A 22412-nucleotide genomic window follows, 5' to 3' on the forward strand; every position below is an offset into this window, starting at 1 on the left:
GGCGGCGTGTCCTTACGGCTGCTTGCGCAGCGGATCCGGGCTGGCGTTGGCGGTGAGGCCGAGCATGGTGGAGAGCGAGCGCTCGCGGCCGGTGTCGATCTCGACATCGGCGCTCATGCCGGCACGAAGCACGCCCTGCGGCAGGTCTTCATCGAAGACGATGCGCACGGGCACGCGCTGCACCACCTTCACCCAGTTGCCGGCGGCATTCTGTGCGGGGATGAGCGAGAACTGCGCACCCGTTCCCGGGCTGATTGCTTCCACATGAGCCTTGATGGCTCGGTTGGGGAAGGCATCGACCGTGACGGTGGCGGGCTGGCCTGCCTGCAGATAGGTGATGTCGGTTTCCTTGGGGTTGGCATCAACCCACAGGCCCTTTTCGGCCACCACGGCAAAGACGGTGGTGCCGGCGGGCAGATAACGGCCCAACTGGATGTTCGTCACCTGCGTGGCGATGCCATCGAGCGGGGCCTTCAGCACGGTGTGGTCGATGTTCCACTGAGCCTGGGCCACGGCGGCCTGTGCGGCCTGCCACGGTGCGAAGTCAGAGAGCGGTGCATCGTCCTTGCCGCCCAGCTGGGCCAGGGTTTCCTGTGATTGCTGCTGCAGCGCCTCGAGCGAAGCATGGGCCTGCTGCACGGCGATGCGGTTTGCTTCGACATCGGTGACGGAGGTCACCTTGTTCTTGAGGAGCGCCGACTTGCGGTCGAGCTCATCCTGGCGGAGGGTGAGCGTGTCCTGCGAGAGGGCAAGCTGCGCCTTCAGCGCCTGGGCGCGCGTCTTGTAGGTGTTGTAGTCGTTCTCGGCCTTGGCGAGGGCCGCCTGGGCTTGTGAGAGCGCGATCTCATAGGGCTTGCGGTCGATGGTGAAGAGCACGTCGCCTGCCTTCAGGGCCTGGCCTTCCTTCACCGCGATGCTTTCGACCGTGCCGCTCACCTCCGGCGTGATCAGCACCTTCTGGGCGCCGACATAGGCGTTGTCGGTGGAAATGTAGCGGCCGCCGTTCAGATAAATCTCGGTGCCGCCGATGGCGGCAATGGCGGGAATGCCGACGAGGAGCACAAGGCGCAACAGGCTGCGGCGCTTCGGCTTGGCCGGAGCGGCAGCTTGCGGCGGGGCTGCCTCGGCGGCGGGTGACGGGGTCGCGGGGAGGGGGGCGTCTTCACTCATTGGTTCACGGCTTTCTTCGTCCGGGCAACGCTGGCTTCCTCGAGGAGGATCGCCTTCACGTTGCCGTGCAGGGTGTTGAGGGTATTGAGCAGCTGATCCACGTCGTCCTTGGCGATGCCGCGGAAAACCTCGGCGCCCAGCTGGTCCTTGAAGTCGGCCATGCGGGCGATGGTTTCACGGCCCTTCGCCGTGATGTGCAGGCGGTTGCAGCGGCGGTCCTCGGGGTCCGGGCGGCGGACGATCATGCCATCGGCCGCCAGCTGGTCGGCAAGGCGGACCATGGCAATGGGCTGAACTTCCAGCATTTCAGCGAGTTCGGTCTGAACCAGGCCGTCATTCAACTCCAGCTTGCTGAGGCAGGCGAACTGCACCCGCGACATGCCGAAGGGGCGCAGGCGATGCTCCACCAGGCTGCGGAGCAGGCGGGAAGTTTCGACGATGCGCAGCGCCGCCTCGCGGCGTGGATCGGACTTGCTGGGGATCTTGCTCATGGGGCATATAATATACACTGTATATAATTATGACAAGATACGAAAAGTTGCGTTGGCGGATTTCTTCAACCCGCCGCACAGCATGGTGAGGGGCGGGTTAACCGGAGATCAGGCGATCCAGTTCAGCGGCATTGGTGTGGACGTCCGCAGTTCCGTCGAGGATGAAGAGGGACAGGCCCGCCTTTGCGGCATAGGTTTCTGCAATCGTCCGCAGGAGGTCTGCTCGCCCTGTAAGCAGCCTGCGCGCATCGTCTTCGGGCAAATTGTCATAGCGGCTGTTGCCGTCGGGGCGTTTGCCCATCCGGGTCACTGCCATGTCGAGTGGTGTTTCAAGCCACACCAGATGATCAGGCGCAAACGGCACAAGATCCGACAGGAGACGATCGAGAGCTTCGGCCTGATAGGCGTCTGCGTCGGCCAGCAGAGACCACACTTTCTGCACCATCCCCTGGTCGAGAACGATTACGCCTGTACCCGTCTGATAGTGGCGCAGGAGAACGGCTGCGTTAAAGGCGCGCGTGAAGCGGTTGATGCGCAAGGGACGGGCCGACGCAGCCAGGCACAGGAGACTGCGGGCTGCCCGGCGAAAAGCGCCGTCGGCCCTCAATTGCAGCAGGGAGACGGATCCCTTGCCGCCCGCAGGATACTTCAGCGCCTTGCGAAGGGTCGTTTTGCCTGCGCCGGGCAGGCCGGCAAGTTCGATGATCATGATGAGGCCGCCTGCGCGCGCGTTGCCAAGATGAACGACCAAATGGCTGCCTTGGCGGCCAGTGTCACTTCATCGACCGGGGCTTCGGCATCCAGGACGACAGTCTGAGCGCGGGAAAACACAAGCGCATCGACGACGGCACATTTGCGTTCGATCATGCTGCGATCGTGATCGGGCTTGCGGGCACTGGCGACATCCGGCGAGATGTGCAGCTTGATCAGGAGATCGGGGCCGAGTGTTGCAGCCTCTGCCAGCAGTCGCTGCTCCATGGCGGCGGCCCAGGCGAAGCCGCGTCCTTCCGATTGCCGCGGACCATCATTGATTCCGGCGACCTGGTTCTGGGGGTAGCGGTCCAGCAGCATGATGCTGCCCTTGTTGGCCATCTCCCGGGCCTTGCGGAGAAGGCGGAGCTTTCGTCTCAGCAGCAGGAGATCGAAGAGCCTCCAGAGTCTGGTCGCCAAAGAGCGCTTGGCGGTTGTTCCGGGTGCACCCGTTGAGGCCTTGCGCCGGCTTTTCTTCCAGGTGCTGGACAGGAGTTTCCGCAAGCCGTTGGCGAGGCCCGTCCGGCCTTCGCCCGAGCCCATGTAGATGAGGTGTGCATCGAGCTTGTAATGCAGCCACTTGATCAGCCGGGCCGACTGGGTGGACTTGCCCGAACCGTCGCTGCCGATCAGGGCGATCATGGCGCCGGGTCCGGCTATGGTCTTGCGGTACCGCAGGGGACCGATCTTCTTCGACCAGACCTTTCGGGCTGTGAGCTTCAGGCCTTCGATTGCAGATCTTCCCAGTGCCGCCGGCCAGGACATGCGCCGGTACCGGGCGACCTGTTCGTAGAGCGTCCTTGCTGCCGCGATGACGGTGGGCTCATCGGCATAGGGCGGAAGGGACTCGAGGCTGAGGCCCAATGTCTTGGCCGCTTCACCGAGCTTTCCGGCGTCGGCCTCACTTTCGAGCCTCCTGAGTTCGGCCATGATGTGGCGTGGAACGGAAGGCCGCCAGAGCCGGCGGAGGGGCGGCATCTTTGCCCAGATGCGAACGAGAAGAACGAGGAGTTCAATTTCAGCCTGGGGAATGGGCCAATCCGATACGGGATCGTTTCGCCGATGGGCCAGGACGGCGTCTGTCCAGGGCAAGATGAGATGCTTCACCCTCTTGAGGCCGGTGACGAGTTGCGTGTGGACATGGAGGTGCAGGAAGCGGCCTGTGGCATCGTCATGAACCAGCCAGTCTTCCACGCCGGGATAGCTTGCCCAACTCTGGCTTAGGATACGGATGGCGCCTGCACTGACCGCAGCCTGCCGGAAGCGGGAGATATCCGCGGCCCTCACCAGCAGATCGAGATCAGTCTCACCCGCCAGCGCCTCGGCCAGGTGATGGTTGCTCTTCCAATGCACGAATTCCACTCCCGCGGCGCGGAGGGTGCTGAGGAGCGTGCGGCTGGCTTGGAGGGGAGTGTGCATGGAATGACGGGCCGGGGCGGCTGTACCATATCTGCGGGGCTTGCGAAGGACAAATGCCTCTCGGGGTGTGGGAATATTGCGTATTGCGGAACGGCGGGGCAAGCGGCTTGCCTGCGCTCGGGGGGACAGGCTACAGACGGGCCGATAACAAGGCCACCCCTCTCCAGATGTTCGAAAACTCCTCCGGCGTACTGTTTGTTGTCACCGGCGCGCACTGGACGCAGTCCGCGACCGATGCGGCGCGTTCCGTCGTGCAGAGCAACCCCTGGCTCAAGATCGGCATTTTCACCGACCAGCAGGACGTCGATCCGCTCTTCCATTTTGTTGGCAGGATTCACGCCGGCGAGAGCCGCCGCAAACACGAGTACGTTGGCCGTTCCCCGTTTTCACGGACGCTCTATCTCGATTCAGATGTGCGCGTGACCGGAGACCTTCACGACCTTTTCCGGCTGCTTGAAAACTACGATATCGCGGGAACGCACGTGCGCTACCGCACCTCGCCGCGCCGCCTGAACAAGTACAAGATCGATATTCCCCAGGCCTTTCCGCAAATCAATTGCGGCGTCCTTCTTTACCGCAAGAGCGACGCTACGGAACGGCTTTTCCGGAGCTGGATCACGCTTTACAACGAAGGCGGTTTCACGCGTGACCAGATCCCCTTCCGTGAGGCCCTGTGGACCAGCGATGCGAGGTTCTATGCCTTCGCGCCCGAGTACAACACCCGGCGAATACCCATCTGGCCGAACAAGGGACCGCTCCCTGTCATACTTCACATCAATGCCTTGCATTCACCCAAGGCGTGGAAACGCAAACTCACACATCTCCTGCTGATGCCCGTGATGGCCCGAATTCGCCGCTTTCAGAAATACGGCCATCCCCCGGTCCCACCTGCGCCCCGATGAGCAAGGCATAGGCGTCAAGCATTTTATCGGCGTCAAACTGCCTGGCCTGGGACCGCAATGCTTCACTGTTTCGTGGCGCGGCCAAACGCTCGGCCATGGCGCGGGCGAGGGCAGGTGCGTCGTTCTGTGGAACGATGGGTCCCACCGACCCGTTACCAAGCTGCTCCTTCACGCCCGTGGGGCAATCGACCGCGACGACGGGACAGCCGCAGGCCATGGCTTCCAGCACCACGTTGCTGGCGCCTTCCCAGAGGGACGACAGGACGAACATTCCTGCCCGTGCAAAGTGGCGCATGGGGTGGGGTTCAAAGCCTGCGAGGCGAACGTCTGCGGCGACGCCCAGCTTCGCCGCCAGTCGCAGCAGGGACTCGCGGGTCCGGACCGGGCCATCGCCGAGGATCAGCAACCGGGCGGCGCGCTCCCGCCTCAAAAGGGCAAAGGCCTCTATCAAGAGCGGGAAATTCTTCTGTCGCGACAGCCTGCCCACGCCCAGGATGACAGGCGGCGCACCGTCCGCATACCATGGATCATCGAGTGGTAGTGTGCCTTGCCGCTCGAGGTCGGCGATGTTCACGCCGTTCGGAATGGTGACGATCTTGGTGGGTGTCAGCCGCAATTCGTCTGTCAGCATGGCTGCGAGTTCATGGGACACTGCAATAACGGTTTGCATCTCCTTGTATTTCATCGCATCCCAGCGCCTGGCCAAGTGGCCGAACACCGGCCAGTGCCCAACCGGCGGGGCATTGCTGGCGCGCCCCATCAGGCGGGTGCCGGAGGGTCGTCCCGCCTTGGCATAAGCTGGCCCTGCAGCCCAATGAAAGTGATTGCCGGCAGAGAGAATGACGCGCGGTTGCCGGGTCGTGATCTCGCGGGCAATGGCGGGGATGGCGTACAGCACTTCCAGCCGCCGTATGTGGAGCCGGGTGCCGCTCCCGATGATCCGCACTGCAACATTCTGCGGCACTCTGCTTCGGAACGCGCCCCCGTCGCGGACCACCCAAAGTTCGACGGAGAGCCCTCGCGCAGCCATGCCGGCAGCGATCCTGATGGCATTGCCGGCAACACCCGTCGCCGAAAGATCATGCACGAGGATGGCGAGATCGAGCGCGCTGGTGACTGAAGACGGAAAACTCATCGGCCTCGGTGTACAGGCCAATGCCGCCAGCCGTCAAACCGCCTTGGCTGGACCCCAAAGGATATTTCCTCTATTCCCCCGGCGAAACGGGCGAGTCTTTGCTTGGAGGAAATGTGCGGATTGCAGTTGTTGGTTCCGGTTATGTCGGGCTCGTGTCTGGAGCCTGTTTTGCCGATTTCGGGCACACGGTCACGTGCGTCGATCAGGACGCCAGGAAGATCGAGGCGCTCAACCAGAACCAAATTCCCATTTATGAGCCCGGCCTCGACACTCTTGTGAGCAGCAACCGGGCGGCGGGACGTTTGAGTTTCTCCACGGAACTCAAACCTGCCGTCTCCGGAGCCGATCTCGTGCTCATCGCAGTCGGCACACCCTCGCGCCGGGGGGACGGCCATGCCGACCTGTCTTACGTCTATGCCGTAGCCCGTGAACTCGCTGACGCGATCGACGGCTTCACGGTGGTCGCAACCAAGTCCACCGTGCCGGTGGGCACCGGTGACGAGGTGGAGCGCATCCTGCGGGAAGCCAATCCCAAGGCCGAAGTTGCGGTGGTGTCCAATCCCGAGTTCCTTCGTGAAGGCTCCGCGATCAATGACTTCAAGCGGCCAGACCGTATCGTCATCGGGCTCGAGGACGAGCGTGCGCGCGAGGTGATGAGCGAGGCCTATCGCCCGCTTTCCCTGAACCAGCCACCGCTGTTCTTCACCACCCGCCGCAGCGCCGAGCTGATCAAGTACGCTTCCAATGCCTTCCTTGCCATGAAGATCACCTTCATCAACGAGATCGCGGATCTCTGCGAAGCGGTGGGTGGTGATGTTCAGGATGTGGCGCGCGGCATGGGCCTCGATAACCGTATCGGCTCGAAGTTCCTGCATGCTGGCCCCGGTTTCGGTGGGTCGTGTTTTCCAAAGGACACGCTGGCGCTGATGAAGACGGGGCAGGATTACGGCACGCCGCTCCGGCTCGTCGAAACGACCCATGCCGTGAATGCCCAGCGCAAGCGCACCATTGCACGGCGCGTGCAACTGGCTGTTGGCGGAAACTTGCGCGGCCGCACGATCGGCATTCTCGGTCTCACCTTCAAGCCGAACACAGATGACATGCGCGACGCGCCTGCGCTCGACATCATCCGCTTCCTCCAGGATCAGGGTGCCGCGGTGCGCGCCTACGATCCTGAGGGGGTGGACAGCGCAAGGCAGATGATCGACGGCGTGACCTTCGCCACGGACGTCTATGACGCGGCGGCCGGGGTGGATGCACTTGTCATCGTGACGGAATGGGATGCCTTCCGGGCGCTGGATTTCCCGCGGCTGAAGAAGGTCATGTCGGCGCCCGTACTTGTCGACCTGCGCAACATCTACGCTTCCCGCGACGTGGAGCGCCATGGTTTTGCCTATCACAGTGTGGGGCGGAGGTCGGTCTGATGAATGTCCTCATCACCGGCAGTTGCGGTTTCATCGGTTATCACCTCTCCCGCCGGATGCTGAAAGAGGGACACACGGTCATCGGCTTTGATGCGATGACGAGCTATTACGATCCGGAACTGAAGCGGGCCCGGCTCGCGGGACTGCGCACACACAACGGCTTCTCGTTTGCAGAAGCGCGGCTTGAGGACGAGGGGGCGCTGGAGGCCGCGGTGGAGCGCTTTCCGCCGGACCTCATCATCCACCTGGCGGCCCAGCCGGGTGTGCGCTACAGCCTCGAAAATCCCAAGGCCTACATCGACAGCAACATCATCGGTTCATGGCGTGTGATGGAACTGGCGCGCCAGATCAGGCCGCGCCATTTGATGATCGCATCCACCAGTTCGATCTACGGTGCCAATCCGAAGATCCCGTTTTCGGAGTCCGACCGGGCTGACGAGCCGCTCAGTCTCTATGCGGCCACCAAGAAGGGCATGGAAGCGATCGCGCATTCATATGCTCATCTGCATGATGTTCCGACCACAGCCTTCCGCTTCTTCACGGTTTACGGCACATGGGGCAGGCCGGACATGGCCATCTTCAAGTTCACCCGCAACATCCTCGCCGGCGAACCGATCGAGGTTTATGGTGCAGGCAACATGCGCCGCGATTTCACCTGCGTGACCGATCTGGTGGAAGCCATCATCCGGCTTGCGCCGCTTGCTCCCCCGAAGGTCTCGCAGGCGCCGTTCCGCATTGTGAACATCGGCGGTGGCCAACCCGTCGGGCTCAACGATTTCATTTCGACGATCGAACAGGCCGTCGGCCGCAGCGCGATCCGGCAGGACATGCCCATGCAGCCGGGCGATGTGCCGGTGACCTATGCGGCGCCGGATCTGCTGAAGCAATTGACCGGCTATGTGCCGTCGACGCCGCTGGCGCAAGGCGTCAAGGAATTTGTGGAGTGGTACAGGGACTACTACCGGGTTTGACCTGGATCCCGACCGTCTGGGTTGCGCATCACGGATTGACCGTGCCGAAATCGGCGCCGGAAGGGCGTTCGCGCGCACCATATCGGGCTGAAGCCGATGGCGTCTGCAACCAAACCGCGCTAACCCATAAAAGCCATGTGAGTTGCTGATCAATTTTGACGTGCAAGCTGTTGCGTTGTTGCTTATCAACGGATAAAAAAAGCCCTCGTAGTTAAGCGCGCGGTTTCGTGAAGTACTTCTGTGTCTCACTCCATAAGTCCGGCACGAGTAGCGTGCATGCTTGGTTCCTGGAGGCTGGAATCAAGGCACTGCATTATCCAAAACGGGTCGGCGGAAAGAACTATGTCACCGAAATTCGCCCGGTGATTGATGACAACGAGCGCATCGTCGACATTCTCACGCCAGTCATCGACACCTACGATGGCCATAGCGATGCGCCTTGGGCCGGACTTTACGAGGAAATCCTGCGGCGAAGGGATGACGCACGCTTCATCTTGATCCGTCGCGATCCCGAGGCGTGGTGGGAATCTCTTGCTCGCCACTGGCAAATAGACTGGCTCGCGCGCAGGATCAGCGCATATGAGTGGATTCACTATCGCAAGCATTTGCGACTGGACCCTTACAGACTGATCACCCGTAAGGACAGGGATCTCTTCATCGACGCATACCGCCAGCACGAGCAAGCAGTCATGCAAACGATTCCGGCAGGGCGACTTCTGAGTTTCAACCTGTTGGATCAGGACAAGGGCGAACGGCTATCGGAATTCACCGATCTCAAACGCGTCGTGCAGTTTCCGCATCGGAAGCCCGTGTCCTCCGAGAAACCGCTGAAAAAAACCTACAGGGCCATAAAACGCCGGTTCCTGGGATCTGATCTCACGACGGATGTTTGACCAGTTCCTCAAGTGTCTCGCACAGAGTGCGGCCAGCACCCCTCATTTGGAAGGTACTTGCGAAATTTGCGGCACCTGCGTCACCGATTTCACGCCGCAGTGAGCGGTCATTCAACAGTAAGGAAATTTCATCTGCCAGCGCCTGGGGATCATCTGGCTTGCACATTCTGCAGTCCTTGCCCGGCGTGAAGATGGCGCGCGCGCCCACCGTGTCGGTGGTGACCACCGGAAGGTGGAAGCGCATGGCGTCCAGATAGATCTGGCCAAACGGTTCCTCGCGCGACGGGCATACAAAGATGTCCAAGCTGTTCAGGAACGCGGTCTTGTCCGCACCATGCACCCAGCCCGGCCAGTCCACCTGAATATCCAGCCGTCTTGCCAAGTCCCGCAATGCTTCGCCTTCGGTGCCTGCTCCGGCGATGCTCAAGTCGAACTCGTGACCGCGGTCCTTCAGTATTCTTGCGGCGGAGAGAAGCGCATCGAAACCCTTGCGGGGAACAAAGCGCCCCATTGAGCCCATTCGCAAGCGATTGGGTTCCGCTTGTGGACGCGGCTGAAGTTCATCGATGAGGAAGTTGGGCACAACGCGCACGCGGCTTGCCGGCTGGCCCCGGCTGATCACGCGTTCACGCATTTCGTTTGATGTTGCCAGAATGGCACTTGCTCCCAGAAGCGCATCTATTTTCTTGTTGTCCATGCTGCCGAGACGGCTGACGACAGGGATGCCTTTTCGTGCCGCCGCCTTTGCGACAGGATACCCCTTGCTCGCAAAGCCAATGATCACATCCGGCGCAAAGGCCCGGAGACTGCGCCATACGCCAAAAAAAGAGGTCATTGGCCTGCGGCGCATGCCTCGCACGAGATCGGGCGAAAAACCGCGCGACCTCACTTCAGCCAGGAGCGGCGAAGCTGCATTCATGATCAATTGCACATCGTGCCCAAACTCCCGGAGTGCGACCGCGTAAGGCACGATGCTCTGCTGCAGGCCGCCGGCGCCACCCGTGACCATGACAAGACTGACGCGCATCAGAGAGAACTCCGGATGATCAAAACTGCCACCTCGTCAATCCACTATCCTTGAAAGCTCGAAGAGAGCAGCAGGGCTGGTGAACGACAACGTTGAAGGGGATACGAAACTTCCTCCGTCAGCCTTCATTCTTTCGAGGACGATATCGTATGAGTTGTAGGCAAAAGCCCGTTCCGCCAACTTCGTTACGCGTGTGGCAACGTCCAGCTTCTGCTTGAAGGCCGAAGTAAACTTGAAATGAATCATAGGCAGGATTGTCCCGCCATCGGGAGCGGCATTCAGGGTGTGCGAGTGCAGATATGCCAGTCCGGGCTTCCAGCGTACAAAGGGGACCTTGTGGATCGATCCGACCTGATTGGTCGTGGAAAACCCGGCTTTCAGACGGCGCAACAGTCCTTTCAGTCCGGTGTTGGATTGCTTCTTGTTGACATTGTATTTTCGCAGAAGGCGCTCCCTGACGCCGCCTGAGAGCACCTTCGGACGCAGCGAGCCCTTTTTCCATGTGATGTAGGGGCCACGATCGTAGTGTGGATAGGCCGCCAGCAACTCTTCAAGCGACCCTGGCTTCCAGACGCGGTCGAGGTCGAAAACTGTTTCCGGATAGAAGTCGATCATCAAGGCACCCACCGCTGTCGCCTTCATGCTGTCCAAAGCGTTGCAAAAGGCCTGAACCGACTGGAACTGCGGCGGAAGGAAGAGGAATTCGTCAGCATCCACGCACACTCCCCAACTGTTCTGCAAGAAGCGCTCTGGAATCCAGTTCTTCCAGGCTTGATGAACCTTATGGCCATCCACGACATCGGAGAATGTGTAAGAGGACTTTAGAATTGCGCAATCAGGCTGGGCTTCCAGAAACTCCGATGATCCGTCGACCGATCGGTCATTGAGAATGACGAACTGCTTGAACCCGAGTTTTCTGTAATGTGCAAAGAACGACGGCAGGAAGAACATTTCGTCGCGCATTATCGCGTAAACGGTAGGTTGCGAAGGATCGCCAACAGTGCCTTTGACGAGCTGAAGGTCGTTCATTTTCTTACATTTTCATTCGCGCCTGCTTCAGGCCCGATAGTCACGCAAGATTTCTGGTCAACGCTTTCTCTTGGCATCTTGTTTCTCTTTGCGTTCCCTAGCGCTTCCCCTGTGGGACCACTCGGAGATATCCAGTCGAAAGTCATCCGCAAGGAATGATACCAGCTTGTCGGGAGGATCAGCCTCGATGTTGAAAACCATAAAGCGTGGGTGATTTCCGAAGTATTCGATGACCTGCGACTTGTGGTCTGAATACAGCTTCCTCCAGTATGCTTCAACCTCATCGCGCGACATGGACAAGGCTTTTTGGAATGTTTCCACAAAACTGCCATGCTTGCCGCCTTCGTGATTGAGGCGGGACCGGACCCATTTGTCCAAGGGACGGTCATTGAAGACGAAATAGGCTTCAGGATATTCTTTGTGAAGTTCGCGAAAATAGCCATTGGCCTCAATGATCTCAGTATCTGATATGGCTATCATGTCGGAAAAAACTTCATAGGCGCCGAGACCTCGCAGGATCGGGGCGCCTGATTCCATGTTTGTTTTCATTATCTGCGCGGCACTACGCCCATGAGTCTTCTTGGCGGCCCAGCTTCGGGAATGTACCGATAGATAGCCATTCCTGCGAAAGAAGTGATGGAGAGTTTTGGTGCCACACTTGTTAAACCCAATAAAGAAAATCTTTGGTTTTCGCGTGGTTCTTCCTGCTGTGATGACATGTTGAGAAAATTTCAGAAACGGCCGCAGAACCTTCAACCAGTTTGGATGCTTGTGGACACCACGGTCGTGCAGCTCATGCTGCGCAGAATTTTCCATACTTTCACTCCCCAGTGATCGCCGCCTACATAACAGGCGCAAGATAAAGCGCAAATGTGCTTTGACCTTGCAAGGTCTACGGAGAGATTCACCGATGCATTGAATGGTGCCCAGGGCCGGAATCGAACCAGCGACACGCGGATTTTCAATCCGCAATTGAATCATCATCTTATTGTTTTTACAGTGTTAAAAGCTACGACGCTCCCTGCCGTAACGCGTTTGCGCCTCCGCCTTCGCAAACCCCTTCTAAGATGGTCAATTTGCCCACGTTACGACCGTGTCGACTGCACCAGTAAGACGCTGCAGACCAATGGCCTGCGGTGCTTTGAGCCAAGCCAGCCCTGCCGGGGCTAGGGCTCAGCCATCTCTTTTCTGGAATGCCTTTGGCCGAAAACCATATACGAGCTCGTCTGACGGCTGATAACAACGGAAGCCGTGTTTCTGGTTGATGGATTTGGCGATTTCGGGAAGGTTGGCGTGCGCGTGCAGGACTTTGACTTTGCCGACGACGGATTGCAGCGTGTTGGCGCGGAAATTGTAATTGTTCGGCAGCACCGCGACCCGGAGGTCGCTTGTTGCCACCGCAATTCGGAGGGATGGCTGATCTAGTGCAATGCCATGCGCAAGCGACCTCTCGAACAGTCCGAGCCAGTTCTTGGTGAAAGCGCGGAACCTGTCGTCCACCCGTGCCAGGAAGAAGCCGCTGTTGTATTCAGGCAGCGCGAGTGAGACCTTCGGCAACACCTCGTGCAATCCCTTTTCAATGGCGCTTTGTGCATGCAATTGCGGTGCGATGGTCAGCCCGATATCAAAGTGTTCCAGAATACCAAATACTTCAGGAATGGGCTCGGTCAGCATGGTGTCACCATCCAGAAACAGGGCGACATCGAGACCAGTCATCATAAGCGCTTCGAAACGGGGCCGATGGGCGACTTTCACCGACTTCAGTGCGACAACCTTGGTGAAAGCATTGGGCGGAATGGAAACGTTGTTGATCAGTTCCTCGGGTGCGTAGAACTCCCGTGCCAGACGCGGCATGAAATGGGCCACGCTCATGGCCGAGAGGACAGTTTCCTCAAACCAGCGCACATCGGAACAGGCGTAAACGACCCCGAACTTCATGATTTCACCTAAAATCCTGTTGCTGTTTTGCTGGAATTTCGACGCTACTTAGTTGCTCCGTCGCAACAAAGACAAGCGGATTTGAACGGCTCCCCGGGTGTTTGTCGAATGCCATCATATCCCTGGCGCATTCCCCCAACAAGGCGCCGCAGCGTGGCGAGGAGGGGGCTTTGCGGTTCTGCTGCATCAGTGAGCGCTTGAGCAGCTTGCCGTCACGTTCGTATTCTATTGACTGGTGTAGCGATCCCGGCCCTTTGGTCGAATGGTCTCTGCGCCAAACGCGGAATTGTGCGACTGCTCCCGACTGCTGTAGCCAATCTGTCTGTTCTCGCGCCGTATGGTGGCGAGTTGCTGTAACAACATGTAACAAACACAAGGTCACTCCAGCAAAAGAGCGACGAACGAAAAGCAACTGAAATTGCTGAGTTGAGTGGTGCCCAGGGCCGGAATCGAACCAGCGACACGCGGATTTTCAATCCGCTGCTCTACCAACTGAGCTACCTGGGCATCGGTTGCGGGTGCGGGGTTCGCACCGGAACGGGCCGCGTATAGGCAAGCTTGGCGGACTTGTCCAGCATCTCTTGTTTCTCCCTTATCTGCCCGTGTGGAATGGCGAATCTGCCGCCGGCCCGGCGCTTTTCCGGGCTCCGGGCACCGTCCCCGGTTTCCCGCAGGGCGCGAAGGGCGGCTCCAGAGACACACGGCCGCGCAAAAAACTTTAGGATAACTTCGCCCCTCACGCGTCGTCACACTGTGCAGCGCAACAGATTCACGAGAGCAGGAAAGACAAGAACTTGAACGCCGGAATGCGTTCATTCTTGTGCGCTGCAAAGCGGCTTCGATCATCCGCGCTCTGACGAAAGTCGGATTTTCCCGCGCATCATTCACGGGTTTAACGCCGGGTTAAGACTTGAAATGGGTCCGGAGGAATCCCTGTTCCGGATCGCGTCTTGTCTCAGAAAAAGAAATTGCTCACGAGGGAAAGCAAGAGGAAACCCATGGCAAACGCCGCTACTGCTGGCGATCTCGACCGCAGCAAGACAACGGTCGTCTTCGCATCCTCACTCGGAACGGTCTTCGAGTGGTATGACTTCTATCTCTACGGGTCGCTCGCGGCCATCATCTCCAAACAGTTCTTCTCGGGCGTGAATGAAACCGCAGGCTTCATCTTCGCGCTCGCGGCCTTCGCGGCGGGCTTCGCGGTGCGCCCCTTCGGCGCCATCGTCTTCGGACGGCTGGGCGATCTCGTCGGCCGCAAATACACCTTCCTCATCACCATCCTGATCATGGGTATCTCCACCTTCGGCGTGGGCCTTCTGCCCAGCTATGCCACGATCGGCATGGCAGCCCCGGTGATCCTCGTTCTGCTCCGCCTGCTGCAGGGCCTTGCCCTCGGCGGCGAATACGGCGGTGCCGCCACTTACGTGGCCGAGCACGCGCCGCACGGCAAGCGCGGCCTCTACACCAGCTGGATCCAGACCACGGCAACGCTCGGTCTCTTCCTGTCGCTGCTCGTCATTCTCGCCTGCCGCACCTGGCTCTCCGCTCCGATTTCGGATGCGCCGGGCGCTCCCACCCAGTTCGATAGCTGGGGCTGGCGCATTCCCTTCCTGCTTTCCGCCGTGCTGCTCGCCATCTCGGTGTGGATCCGCTTGAAGCTGAATGAATCGCCGGTGTTCCAGAAGATGAAGGCCGAGGGCAAGACCTCCAAGGCCCCGCTCACGGAATCCTTCGGCAACTGGGCCAACCTCAAGGTCGTCATCCTCGCGCTGCTCGGCCTCACCGCCGGTCAGGCCGTCGTCTGGTACACGGGCCAGTTCTATGCCCTGTTCTTCCTGACGCAGACCCTGAAGATCGATCCTGTCACGGCAAACCTGCTGATCGCGGGCTCGCTTGCCATCGGCACGCCGTTCTTCATCTTCTTCGGCTGGCTCTCGGACAAGATCGGCCGCAAGTGGATCATCATGCTGGGCTGCCTGCTCGCCATCGTGACCTACTTCCCGATCTTCAAGGCGATCACCTTCTACGGCAACCCGGCACTCTATGAAGCGTCCGCCAAGTCGCCCGTGGTCGTGACCGCCGATCCGAAGGACTGCTCGTTCCAGTTCAACCCGGTCGGTACGTCGAAGTTCACCAGCGCCTGCGATATCGCCAAGAGCGCGCTTGTGAAGGCTGGCATCCCGTACTCGAATGCCGCGGGTGAATCGGGCAAGGCCACGGTCAAGATCGGCGACACGGTCGTGCCGTCGCTCGCAGCTGCCCAGGTTGCTGCCGACACCAAGGCCAAGGCCGAGGAACTGACGGCCACGCTCAAGGCTGCCGGCGAAGCGGGCATCCTCGCTGCGGCGCAGACGGCTGACACCGCCATCACCGAAATCGTGACGGCGGCCGGCCTGAAGGATGTGCGCCCCAACGAAGACCCTGCCAAGGCCAAGACGCTGACCGCCGCCATCACGGCCGCCATGAACGGCGATGCTTACAAGAACGCCGCCGACAAGACGGCCGAGCTTGGCAAGATCGTTGACGCGGCGGTGAAGACCGGTGGCCCGGCGGCTGCCCTGAACGACGGCTTTGCCGGCACGCTCTCCGGCGCGCTCAAGGCTGCGGGCTATCCCGCCAAGGCCGATCCGGCCCAGGTCAACACGGGCATGCTGATCGTGCTTCTCACCATCCTCGTCATCTACGTGACGATGGTGTACGGCCCGATCGCCGCCATGCTGGTCGAACTCTTCCCGACCCGCATCCGCTACTCCTCCATGTCGCTGCCCTATCACATCGGCAACGGCTGGTTCGGTGGCTTCCTCCCCACCACGGCCTTCGCCATCGTGGCGGCTACGGGTGATATCTACTCCGGTCTCTGGTATCCGATCATCATCGCGGCGATGACGCTCGTCATCGGTGCGATCTTCATCCCGGAAACCAAGGATCGCGACATCCACGGCTGATCCTGATCAACGACACGCACTGCGGGCGGCTGTAACGAAAGTTGCAGCCGCCCTCGTTTTGCGGACGCTTGAGTTTGCGGGCAGGGCAGCACAAGATTTCCGCAAAGGGATCGTGAATGAAACTGGCGCTGCTGTCCGATATCCATGCCAATCTTCCGGCACTGGACGCCTGCCTTGAGGCCATTGCGGCGCAAGGGGTGGACCGCGTGGCCTTCCTCGGCGACTTCGTGGGCTATGGCCCTGACCCGGAAGCGGTGGTGCAGCGCGTCCGCCCGATGATCGAAAAGGGGGCGATTGCGGTTCTCGGCAATCACGATGCGGCAACCTTCAAGGCCGACTATGGCATGAACTCCACTGCCGCCGCCGCCATGGACTGGACCCGCCGCCATCTCTCCGAAGGTTCGGTCGCTTTTCTCAAGTCGCTGCCTTACGAGGTGAGTGACGGCACCCATCTCTTCGTCCATGCCGACGGTTCCAATCCGTCCGCCTGGAACTATGTGACTGACGCCGAAATGGCGGGGCGAAGCCTCGCCGCGGTGAAGGCCAATGTCACCTTCTGCGGCCATGTGCACATGCCCGCCCTCTATTGCACCACGCAGGCCGGCGGCAGGGTCACGGCCCACACGCCCGCAACTGACATCACCATTCCGCTGTCGGCTCACCGCCAGTGGCTCGCTGTGCTGGGCTCCGTGGGCCAGCCGCGCGACGGCAATCCGGCTGCTTCCTTCGCCATCTTCAACGAGGCGACGCGCGCGCTCACTTACCAGCGCGTGCCTTATGATGTGGAGAGTGTCTCGCAACGGGTGCTCGAGGAAGGATTGCCGGAAAGCCTGGCGCTGCGGCTGTTGAGGGGGCGCTGAGGGATGGCGAAGGCAAAACTCGAAGCGGGCATGACCTTCGGCGGCTTCGTGCTCAAGCAGCTCTTGCACACGGGCGGCATGGCCCAGCTCTGGCAGGTGACGCCGGAACATTCCTCGGAAGTGCTGCTGATGAAAGTACCGGTGCTGGCCGAAGGCGAAGACCCGGCCACCATCGTGGGCTTCGAGATGGAGCAGATGATCATGCCGCGCCTCAAGGGCCCGCATGTGCCGCGCTTCATCGCAAATGGCGACTTTGCCGTGCAGCCCTTCATCGTGATGGAGAAGATCGACGGGGAATCGCTGCTGCCCAAGCTGACGAGCCTGCCGCTTCCCGTGCAGGAGGTGGTGGAGATCGGGCGCAAGGTGGCGGTGGCGCTCGATGCGCTGCACCACCAGCGTGTCGTCCACCTCGACATCAAGCCCTCCAACATCATGATGCGGTCCACAGGCGAGGCCGTGCTCGTCGACTTCGGCCTGTCACGCCATCTCGACCTGCCGGACCTGGTGGCGGAGGAATTCCGGCTGCCCTATGGCACTGCGCCCTACATGGCGCCGGAACAGATCCTCGGGCAGCGCCATGATTTCCGCTCCGACTTCTTTGCGCTGGGGGCGCTTCTCTATTTCTTCGCAACGGGAGAGCGGCCCTTCGGCGATCCGCCGCGCCTCAAGGGCCTGAAGCGCCGCCTCTGGTGGGACCCGCCGCCGCCCCGCATGCTGAACCGCGACATTCCGCTCTGGCTGCAGGAGGTCATTCTCCGCTGCCTCGAGGTGAATGCCTCGCGCCGTTACCCCAATGCGCAGCAATTGCTCTTCGATCTCAACAATCCGTCGGAAGTGAAGCTGACGAAGCGCGCCCACAAGGAGCGGCCCGACGGTTTCTTCGTCCGCCTCAAGCGCAAGTCGGAACCCTTCGAAAGCCTGATCGATCATCCGAAGGATGCGAGCGAGGGTCTGGCGCAGGCGCCGATCATTGCGGTTGCGATCGACCTTGCCACCATGTCGCCTGAACTTTCGGAACAGGTGCGGCAGACGGTGATGCGGATCGTCGAACGTTCGAAGGAAGTGCGCGTCGCCTGTCTCAATGTGCTCAGGCTGAAGCGGCTGGCGCTTGATTCAACGCTGGATGAAGAGGGCAACAACAAGCACATCTCGCGCATCGTGCAGTTGAAGGACTGGGCCCGCCCGCTTGAAGTGCCGCAGGCGCAGGTGAGCTTCCACGTGCTGGAGGCGACAGACCCTGCCGAGGCAATTCTCGAATATGCCCGCGAGAACACCGTCGATCACATCGTGATGGGGGCGCGCGACAACTCCACCATGCGCAAGCTGCTGGGCAGCGTCTCGGCGCGGGTGGCTTCGGAAGCGCCATGCACCGTGACCGTGGTGCGCGACCGCAAGGATCAGGACGCCTCGGGCGGCTGATCCTCGTCCGGTTCCTCGTTCTCCACGGCAGGAATGGCGTAGTTGCCGCCCAGCCATCGGCCGAGATCGATTTCGGCGCAGCGCTTCGAGCAGAAAGGATGAAACTTCTGCGTCGAGGGTTTCTTGCAGATGGGGCAGGGCCGCCGGGGCCGGAGGTGAACCGGCTCGGCCATCACACCAGCAGGGACGGCTTGTGCATCAGCGTGTTGAAGACGGGGAAGCCCGCGCCTTCGAGGAGATGCACCGTTTCATAAAGCGGCAGGCCGACCACGCCGGAGTGCGAGCCCGAGAGCATGCGCACGAAGGATTCGGCCCGGCCCTGGATGGCATAGCCTCCGGCCTTGCCGCGCCATTCGCCGCTCGCCACATAGGCCACGATGTCTTCGCGCGAGAGGCGCTTGAAGCGTACCTTGGTTTCCGAGCAGCGGTAGCTGAGGCGGCCCTTGGGGTCGATCAGGCAGACGGCCGAATACACCCAGTGCGAACGGCCGGAGAGGAGGGCGAGGGCAGCCTTCACATCCTGTTCGGTTTCAGCTTTCGGCACCGAGCGGCGGCCGAGGCCGACGACAGTGTCGGCGGCGAGAATGAAAACATTGGGGCCCTGGTCCTTGACCAGCGGCAGGTTGACGACCGCCTTGGCCTTCTCCTGCGCCAGGCGGATGGCGAGGCGGCGGGGAGTTTCGAAGCGTTCCGGGGTCTCGTCGATGTCTGCAGGGCAGAGCAGGTCGGGCGCGATGCCGACACGCTCGAGGAGCGAGAGACGGCGTGGCGAAGCGCTGGCCAGTACCAGTCGGCTTTTCGGCTTCTCCTCGGCCATGGTCGTGTGCTCCGCCGGTTACTTGAAGCGGTAGTTGATGCGACCCTTGGTCAGGTCATAGGGCGTCATTTCCACCATGACCCGGTCGCCGGCCAGCACGCGGATGCGGTTCTTGCGCATCTTGCCGGAGGTGTGGGCGATGATCTCGTGGGAATTGTGGTCCAGTTTCACGCGGAAGGTCGCGTTGGGCAGCAGTTCCGACACCGTGCCCTCGAATTCGAGCAGTTCTTCCTTAGCCATTCAATCTCCTTGGGCTTGGCCTTGCCCGGGTCTGCAGCGGCGGACCGTGGGGCGGGGGCAGCAATGAACCTTTCGGGGGTGATTTTCAAGGGTTCGTCGGCTGTCGTGCCCGGTCTTCCTTCGCCTCGCTGCCACACTCCGAGATTATGTTGCAGTGCAACATCGGCCTGTGCTATGTGGTCCGCGATTGTATTGCGCTTGCTGACACACCCACGGAGCACCATCCATGCCGGCACATGCACCGAAGACCTCTCAGGAAGAGCAGGTTCGCGCTCTTGCCTATCAATTCTGGATTGAAGAAGGCCGCCCGGAAGGCCGCGCCGAGATCCACTGGCAGCGCGCCCTTGAGCGCGTTTCCGCCGTGTCCATTCCCGATGTCACGCCGGTTGTCGAAGCGCCGGCTCCGGTGAAGACGCCGGCTGCCAGGAAGGCAGCCGTGAAGGCCGCTCCCGGGAAGAAGGCGCCGGCGAAGAAGGCAGCGCCGAAGAAGGCTTAAGTCACGATCCCACGTGCTTCGGCCAGTTGAACACGGCGGGCGATGATGCGCCCGTCCTGTCGAGGCCGAAAGTGATGGCTCGGAGGGCACTTGCAACCGCTTCCTTGCCTTGTGTCTGAGGCAGGCTGCTGCCCGGAATGGCCGTTCCCACTTCAACCTCGATCGTCTCGCCCAGCTGCCGCAGCGTTTCACGGAAAAGCAGGGCGACACGCAGCGGATAGGCCGTGTGGCTGGCGAGGTGGAAGAGCGTGGAGTTCTGGCCGTGGAAGAACAGCGGCAGCACCTGCACGCCCGCCACTGCTGCAAGCTTCGCCACGAAGGTGTGCCACGGCAGATCGAGCGCCGGCCCCTTGGTGGGTGACTGGCGCGTGGCCACGCCGCCCGCCGGGAAGAGCGCCACGCAGTGACCGTCCTTGAGCCATTGCACCGCTTCCATGCGGGTGCGGGCCGAGCGCTGGCGCGCTTCATTGGTCTTGCCGAAATCGACCGGCAGAAGGAAGCGCTGCGCTTCCGGCGGCTGGCAGAGCAGGCTGTGGGTCATGATCCGGGTATCGGGACGCACGCGCGTCACGAGATCGCCGAGAGCGAGGCCATCCGCCACGCCGAAGGGATGATTGGCAACGACGAGCAACGGCCCGCGCTGAGGCACGGCAGCGAGCGCTGCTTCATCGAAGCGCAGGCGCACCCCGAGCAGGCGGATGCCGGCGGCGAATATGTTCTCGCTGGTGTGGCCGCGGCTGGACCATTCGAGATAGCGGCGCTTGAAGAAGCCCTGGCCCGAGAGTTTCTCGATGCCGCAGATGATCGCCTTTTTCAGAACCGGGTCTTCAGGGCGCGAATAACTGAAGCGGATTTTCTCCGTCAGGCTGAAATCGAAATCGATGACGGGAAGTTCGGCTGCGGCGTCCATGGCGGGCGGCATGAGTCTCGGGGCTCCTTCACACGGTGCGGGTCGCGCCCTTGTGTCAAAGCGCCGTGACAGAGGGATGACAGTTCTGCGCTGGCCCTCAGCCCTGGGCTTCCGCGAGAGTCTTGAGGTTAACGAGGCCCTTCTCGAGGTCAGGGCCGATGAGGCGGTCGAAGAGCAGGCCGAACCAGCGCTCCGCAACGCCGCTCAGGGTGGCATCGAAGGACCAGACCACCTTGGTGGCGGTGCCATTGGGCTGCAGGGCAAAAGTGGCGGTTGCCTTGGTGCCGCTGAATTCCAGCGCCGAGACCATCCGCTCGTTCGGCACAAGTTCCGTCACTTCCTGCGAGCCCGTGCCGACCTGCGGGTTCTTGGAGACCCAGGACATCTTCTGGCCCACCCCCGCAGCACCATTGTTGGGACCGGAGTAACTCAGCTCAATGGCGGGGTCCATGGCGGTCCAGGGCGACCATTCCTTGTTGCGCTGGAGATCGGCGACAATGCCGTAAATTTTGTCGGCGGGGGCATTGATGCTGGCGGAGCGTTCCACGTGGGCCTTGCCGGGCAGGGCATAACCGCCGGCCACGGCGATGAGGAACAGGCCGAGGAGGCCGTAGAATATGCCGAGCAGCACCTTGCGCATTGCGTCCTCCGTGCGGCAGCCCTGTGAACGGGGGCACTAGCCTTCACCGCCCCATCTTGCTATCGGCGGCCCCAGGCAACAAGCTCTTTCGGCAAAGGATTTCAATCAGTGTCCAGTTCACCCGTAATGACCGTCATGATCAACGCCGTGCGCAAGGCCGCCCGGGGCGTGCAGCGGGACTATGGCGAGGTGGCAAGCCTGCAGGTGTCGCAGAAGGGGCCGGGCGATTTCGTCACCGCCTCCGACAAGAAGTGCGAGCGCGTGCTGCGCGAGGAACTGTCGAAGGCGCGGCCGACCTACGGCTTCCTCGGCGAGGAGGAAGGCGGTTCCAAGGGCCAGGACCCGGACCACCGCTTCATCATCGATCCGATCGACGGCACTTCGAACTTCATGCATGCGCTGCCCTACTTCGCGCTCACCGTGGCGCTGGAGCGCAAGGGCGAGATCGTGGCCGGCGTCACCTACAATCCGGTCACGGATGAACTCTTCCACAGCGAGAAGGGGCAGGGCGCCTTCATCAACAACAAGCGCATGCGCGTCTCCTCGCGCCGCACGTTGCAGGATGCGCTGATCTCCACCAACATTCCGCATATGGGCCAGCCCAAGATGCATGTGCTTCACCGCAATCAGGTGGCGGTGCTGCAGGCCCGCACCACGGGCATCCGCGTGCTGGGGTCGACGGCGCTGGAACTCGCGTGGGTCGCTTGCGGCCGCCTTGATGCAGCCTGGTGCGATGGCCTCAATGCCTGGGACATGGCAGCGGGCCTTCTCTTCGTGCGCGAGTCCGGCGGCTTCGTGGCACCGCTCAAGGGCGAGGGCGATCCGCTGCATACCAACGGCTATGTTGCCGCCAATGCCGATCTGCTGCCCGAGATGAAGAAGGCGCTGGCCGAAGCCGAGAAGATCTGAACCCGTTCAGAATGAAAGAGGGCCCGT

23 protein-coding genes and 1 tRNA gene are annotated in these 22412 nt (G+C 61.2%); 9 read left to right on the top strand and 15 right to left on the bottom strand.

The annotated features are described in order from the left end of the window. Positions 1-12: 12 nt before the first annotated feature. The 4 genes from QM801_RS02455 to QM801_RS02470 form a co-directional block, all read right to left on the bottom strand. Positions 13-1170 carry an HlyD family secretion protein gene (locus tag QM801_RS02455; RefSeq protein WP_415017624.1) on the bottom strand — a complete coding sequence of 386 codons (1158 nt, stop codon included), beginning with the start codon at positions 1168-1170 and terminating at the stop codon, positions 13-15. Next, positions 1167-1661 carry a MarR family winged helix-turn-helix transcriptional regulator gene (locus QM801_RS02460; protein ID WP_415017625.1) on the bottom strand — a complete coding sequence of 165 codons (495 nt, stop codon included), beginning with the start codon at positions 1659-1661 and terminating at the stop codon, positions 1167-1169. The genes QM801_RS02455 and QM801_RS02460 overlap by 4 nt, the downstream gene beginning before the upstream one ends. Positions 1662-1758: 97 nt before the next feature. After that, a complete protein-coding gene (locus tag QM801_RS02465) occupies positions 1759-2370 on the bottom strand; it encodes a hypothetical protein (protein WP_415017626.1) in 612 nt (203 codons plus the stop codon). Then, positions 2367-3764: a hypothetical protein gene (locus QM801_RS02470; RefSeq protein ID WP_415017627.1), complete on the bottom strand. Its 1398-nt coding sequence runs from the start codon at positions 3762-3764 to the stop codon at positions 2367-2369. Before QM801_RS02470 ends, QM801_RS02465 begins: the two co-directional genes overlap by 4 nt. Positions 3765-3997: 233 nt before the next feature. Here QM801_RS02470 and QM801_RS02475 point away from each other — a divergent pair, with 233 nt between their 5' ends. Next, the gene (locus QM801_RS02475; RefSeq protein ID WP_415017628.1) at positions 3998-4732 is read left to right on the top strand and encodes a hypothetical protein; all 735 of its coding nucleotides are present in this window, start codon (positions 3998-4000) and stop codon (positions 4730-4732) included. Here QM801_RS02475 and QM801_RS02480 read toward each other — a convergent pair. Beyond that, a complete protein-coding gene (locus QM801_RS02480; protein ID WP_415017629.1) occupies positions 4644-5867 on the bottom strand; it encodes a glycosyltransferase in 1224 nt (407 codons plus the stop codon). The genes QM801_RS02475 and QM801_RS02480 overlap by 89 nt on opposite strands. Positions 5868-5980: 113 nt before the next feature. Between QM801_RS02480 and QM801_RS02485 the strand changes: the two genes are divergently transcribed. From QM801_RS02485 to QM801_RS02495, 3 genes are all read left to right on the top strand, one after another. Continuing rightward, positions 5981-7291 (top strand): UDP-glucose dehydrogenase family protein, encoded by a 1311-nt coding sequence (locus QM801_RS02485; protein WP_415017630.1) that lies wholly within the window; start codon positions 5981-5983, stop codon positions 7289-7291. Next, on the top strand, positions 7291-8262 hold the full coding sequence (locus QM801_RS02490) for an NAD-dependent epimerase/dehydratase family protein (RefSeq protein ID WP_415017631.1): 972 nt from the start codon (positions 7291-7293) through the stop codon (positions 8260-8262). Before QM801_RS02485 ends, QM801_RS02490 begins: the two co-directional genes overlap by 1 nt. A 227-nt stretch (positions 8263-8489) precedes the next feature. Then, a complete protein-coding gene (locus tag QM801_RS02495) occupies positions 8490-9155 on the top strand; it encodes a sulfotransferase (RefSeq protein ID WP_415017632.1) in 666 nt (221 codons plus the stop codon). On the opposite strand, the gene QM801_RS02500 is transcribed toward QM801_RS02495, so the two are convergent. From QM801_RS02500 to QM801_RS02520, 5 genes are all read right to left on the bottom strand, one after another. After that, the gene (locus QM801_RS02500) at positions 9139-10182 is read right to left on the bottom strand and encodes a glycosyltransferase (RefSeq protein ID WP_415017633.1); all 1044 of its coding nucleotides are present in this window, start codon (positions 10180-10182) and stop codon (positions 9139-9141) included. The genes QM801_RS02495 and QM801_RS02500 overlap by 17 nt on opposite strands. A 36-nt stretch (positions 10183-10218) precedes the next feature. Beyond that, positions 10219-11211 carry a glycosyltransferase family 2 protein gene (locus QM801_RS02505; protein WP_415017634.1) on the bottom strand — a complete coding sequence of 331 codons (993 nt, stop codon included), beginning with the start codon at positions 11209-11211 and terminating at the stop codon, positions 10219-10221. A gap of 57 nt (positions 11212-11268) precedes the next feature. Then, a complete protein-coding gene (locus tag QM801_RS02510) occupies positions 11269-12195 on the bottom strand; it encodes a sulfotransferase (protein WP_415017635.1) in 927 nt (308 codons plus the stop codon). Between the two features lie 189 nt (positions 12196-12384). Further along, on the bottom strand, positions 12385-13149 hold the full coding sequence (locus QM801_RS02515) for a hypothetical protein (protein ID WP_415017636.1): 765 nt from the start codon (positions 13147-13149) through the stop codon (positions 12385-12387). Between the two features lie 431 nt (positions 13150-13580). Then, positions 13581-13656 (bottom strand) — tRNA-Phe (locus tag QM801_RS02520). A gap of 491 nt (positions 13657-14147) precedes the next feature. On the opposite strand from QM801_RS02520, the gene QM801_RS02525 reads away from it, so the two are divergent. The 3 genes from QM801_RS02525 (at position 14148) to QM801_RS02535 (ending at position 18373) form a co-directional block, all read left to right on the top strand. Beyond that, positions 14148-16094 (top strand): MFS transporter, encoded by a 1947-nt coding sequence (locus QM801_RS02525; RefSeq protein ID WP_415017637.1) that lies wholly within the window; start codon positions 14148-14150, stop codon positions 16092-16094. A gap of 116 nt (positions 16095-16210) precedes the next feature. Further along, positions 16211-16954, top strand: coding sequence for a metallophosphoesterase family protein (locus tag QM801_RS02530; RefSeq protein WP_415017638.1), 744 nt, complete (start codon positions 16211-16213; stop codon positions 16952-16954). A gap of 3 nt (positions 16955-16957) precedes the next feature. Then, entirely contained in the window at positions 16958-18373 is a 1416-nt protein-coding gene (locus QM801_RS02535; RefSeq protein WP_415017639.1) for a protein kinase domain-containing protein, read from the top strand. Here QM801_RS02535 and yacG read toward each other — a convergent pair. From yacG to infA, 3 genes are read right to left on the bottom strand one after another with little or no spacing between them, the layout of a single operon-like run. After that, entirely contained in the window at positions 18352-18546 is a 195-nt protein-coding gene (gene yacG / locus QM801_RS02540; RefSeq protein ID WP_415017640.1) for a DNA gyrase inhibitor YacG, read from the bottom strand. The genes QM801_RS02535 and yacG overlap by 22 nt on opposite strands. Beyond that, complete coding sequence (locus tag QM801_RS02545) at positions 18546-19190, bottom strand: Maf family nucleotide pyrophosphatase (RefSeq protein WP_415017641.1); 645 nt, start codon at positions 19188-19190, stop codon at positions 18546-18548. Before QM801_RS02545 ends, yacG begins: the two co-directional genes overlap by 1 nt. Before the next feature lie 18 nt (positions 19191-19208). Further along, complete coding sequence (gene infA, locus QM801_RS02550) at positions 19209-19430, bottom strand: translation initiation factor IF-1 (RefSeq protein WP_415017642.1); 222 nt, start codon at positions 19428-19430, stop codon at positions 19209-19211. A gap of 226 nt (positions 19431-19656) precedes the next feature. On the opposite strand from infA, the gene QM801_RS02555 reads away from it, so the two are divergent. Next, a complete protein-coding gene (locus QM801_RS02555; RefSeq protein WP_415017643.1) occupies positions 19657-19926 on the top strand; it encodes a DUF2934 domain-containing protein in 270 nt (89 codons plus the stop codon). 1 nt (position 19927) lies between these two features. Here the strand turns inward: QM801_RS02555 and QM801_RS02560 are convergent, their stop codons facing one another. Together QM801_RS02560 and QM801_RS02565 are read right to left on the bottom strand one after the other, a co-directional pair. Beyond that, complete coding sequence (locus QM801_RS02560) at positions 19928-20848, bottom strand: lysophospholipid acyltransferase family protein (protein WP_415017644.1); 921 nt, start codon at positions 20846-20848, stop codon at positions 19928-19930. Positions 20849-20933: 85 nt separating this feature from the next. After that, positions 20934-21476, bottom strand: coding sequence for an SRPBCC family protein (locus QM801_RS02565; protein WP_415017645.1), 543 nt, complete (start codon positions 21474-21476; stop codon positions 20934-20936). Positions 21477-21584: 108 nt separating this feature from the next. On the opposite strand from QM801_RS02565, the gene QM801_RS02570 reads away from it, so the two are divergent. Further along, a complete protein-coding gene (locus tag QM801_RS02570) occupies positions 21585-22385 on the top strand; it encodes an inositol monophosphatase family protein (RefSeq protein WP_415017646.1) in 801 nt (266 codons plus the stop codon). Positions 22386-22412 lie beyond the last annotated feature (27 nt).

The organism is Aestuariivirga sp. (assembly GCF_047600585.1).
In the GTDB taxonomy this organism is placed as follows: Bacteria; Pseudomonadota; Alphaproteobacteria; order Rhizobiales; family Aestuariivirgaceae; genus Aestuariivirga.

Excerpts from the sequence above, each read along its gene's own strand:
- QM801_RS02455 (WP_415017624.1), bottom strand. The coding sequence starts at position 1,170 with ATGAGTGAAGACGCCCCCCTCCCCGCGACCCCGTCACCCGCCGCCGAG.
- QM801_RS02460 (WP_415017625.1), bottom strand. The coding sequence starts at position 1,661 with ATGAGCAAGATCCCCAGCAAGTCCGATCCACGCCGCGAGGCGGCGCTG.
- QM801_RS02465 (WP_415017626.1), bottom strand. The coding sequence starts at position 2,370 with ATGATCATCGAACTTGCCGGCCTGCCCGGCGCAGGCAAAACGACCCTT.
- QM801_RS02475 (WP_415017628.1), top strand. The coding sequence starts at position 3,998 with ATGTTCGAAAACTCCTCCGGCGTACTGTTTGTTGTCACCGGCGCGCAC.
- QM801_RS02480 (WP_415017629.1), bottom strand. The coding sequence starts at position 5,867 with ATGAGTTTTCCGTCTTCAGTCACCAGCGCGCTCGATCTCGCCATCCTC.
- QM801_RS02490 (WP_415017631.1), top strand. The coding sequence starts at position 7,291 with ATGAATGTCCTCATCACCGGCAGTTGCGGTTTCATCGGTTATCACCTC.
- QM801_RS02500 (WP_415017633.1), bottom strand. The coding sequence starts at position 10,182 with ATGCGCGTCAGTCTTGTCATGGTCACGGGTGGCGCCGGCGGCCTGCAG.
- QM801_RS02505 (WP_415017634.1), bottom strand. The coding sequence starts at position 11,211 with ATGAACGACCTTCAGCTCGTCAAAGGCACTGTTGGCGATCCTTCGCAA.
- QM801_RS02510 (WP_415017635.1), bottom strand. The coding sequence starts at position 12,195 with ATGATGATTCAATTGCGGATTGAAAATCCGCGTGTCGCTGGTTCGATT.
- QM801_RS02515 (WP_415017636.1), bottom strand. The coding sequence starts at position 13,149 with ATGAAGTTCGGGGTCGTTTACGCCTGTTCCGATGTGCGCTGGTTTGAG.
- QM801_RS02525 (WP_415017637.1), top strand. The coding sequence starts at position 14,148 with ATGGCAAACGCCGCTACTGCTGGCGATCTCGACCGCAGCAAGACAACG.
- QM801_RS02530 (WP_415017638.1), top strand. The coding sequence starts at position 16,211 with ATGAAACTGGCGCTGCTGTCCGATATCCATGCCAATCTTCCGGCACTG.
- QM801_RS02535 (WP_415017639.1), top strand. The coding sequence starts at position 16,958 with ATGGCGAAGGCAAAACTCGAAGCGGGCATGACCTTCGGCGGCTTCGTG.
- yacG (WP_415017640.1), bottom strand. The coding sequence starts at position 18,546 with ATGGCCGAGCCGGTTCACCTCCGGCCCCGGCGGCCCTGCCCCATCTGC.
- QM801_RS02545 (WP_415017641.1), bottom strand. The coding sequence starts at position 19,190 with ATGGCCGAGGAGAAGCCGAAAAGCCGACTGGTACTGGCCAGCGCTTCG.
- infA (WP_415017642.1), bottom strand. The coding sequence starts at position 19,430 with ATGGCTAAGGAAGAACTGCTCGAATTCGAGGGCACGGTGTCGGAACTG.
- QM801_RS02555 (WP_415017643.1), top strand. The coding sequence starts at position 19,657 with ATGCCGGCACATGCACCGAAGACCTCTCAGGAAGAGCAGGTTCGCGCT.
- QM801_RS02560 (WP_415017644.1), bottom strand. The coding sequence starts at position 20,848 with ATGCCGCCCGCCATGGACGCCGCAGCCGAACTTCCCGTCATCGATTTC.
- QM801_RS02565 (WP_415017645.1), bottom strand. The coding sequence starts at position 21,476 with ATGCGCAAGGTGCTGCTCGGCATATTCTACGGCCTCCTCGGCCTGTTC.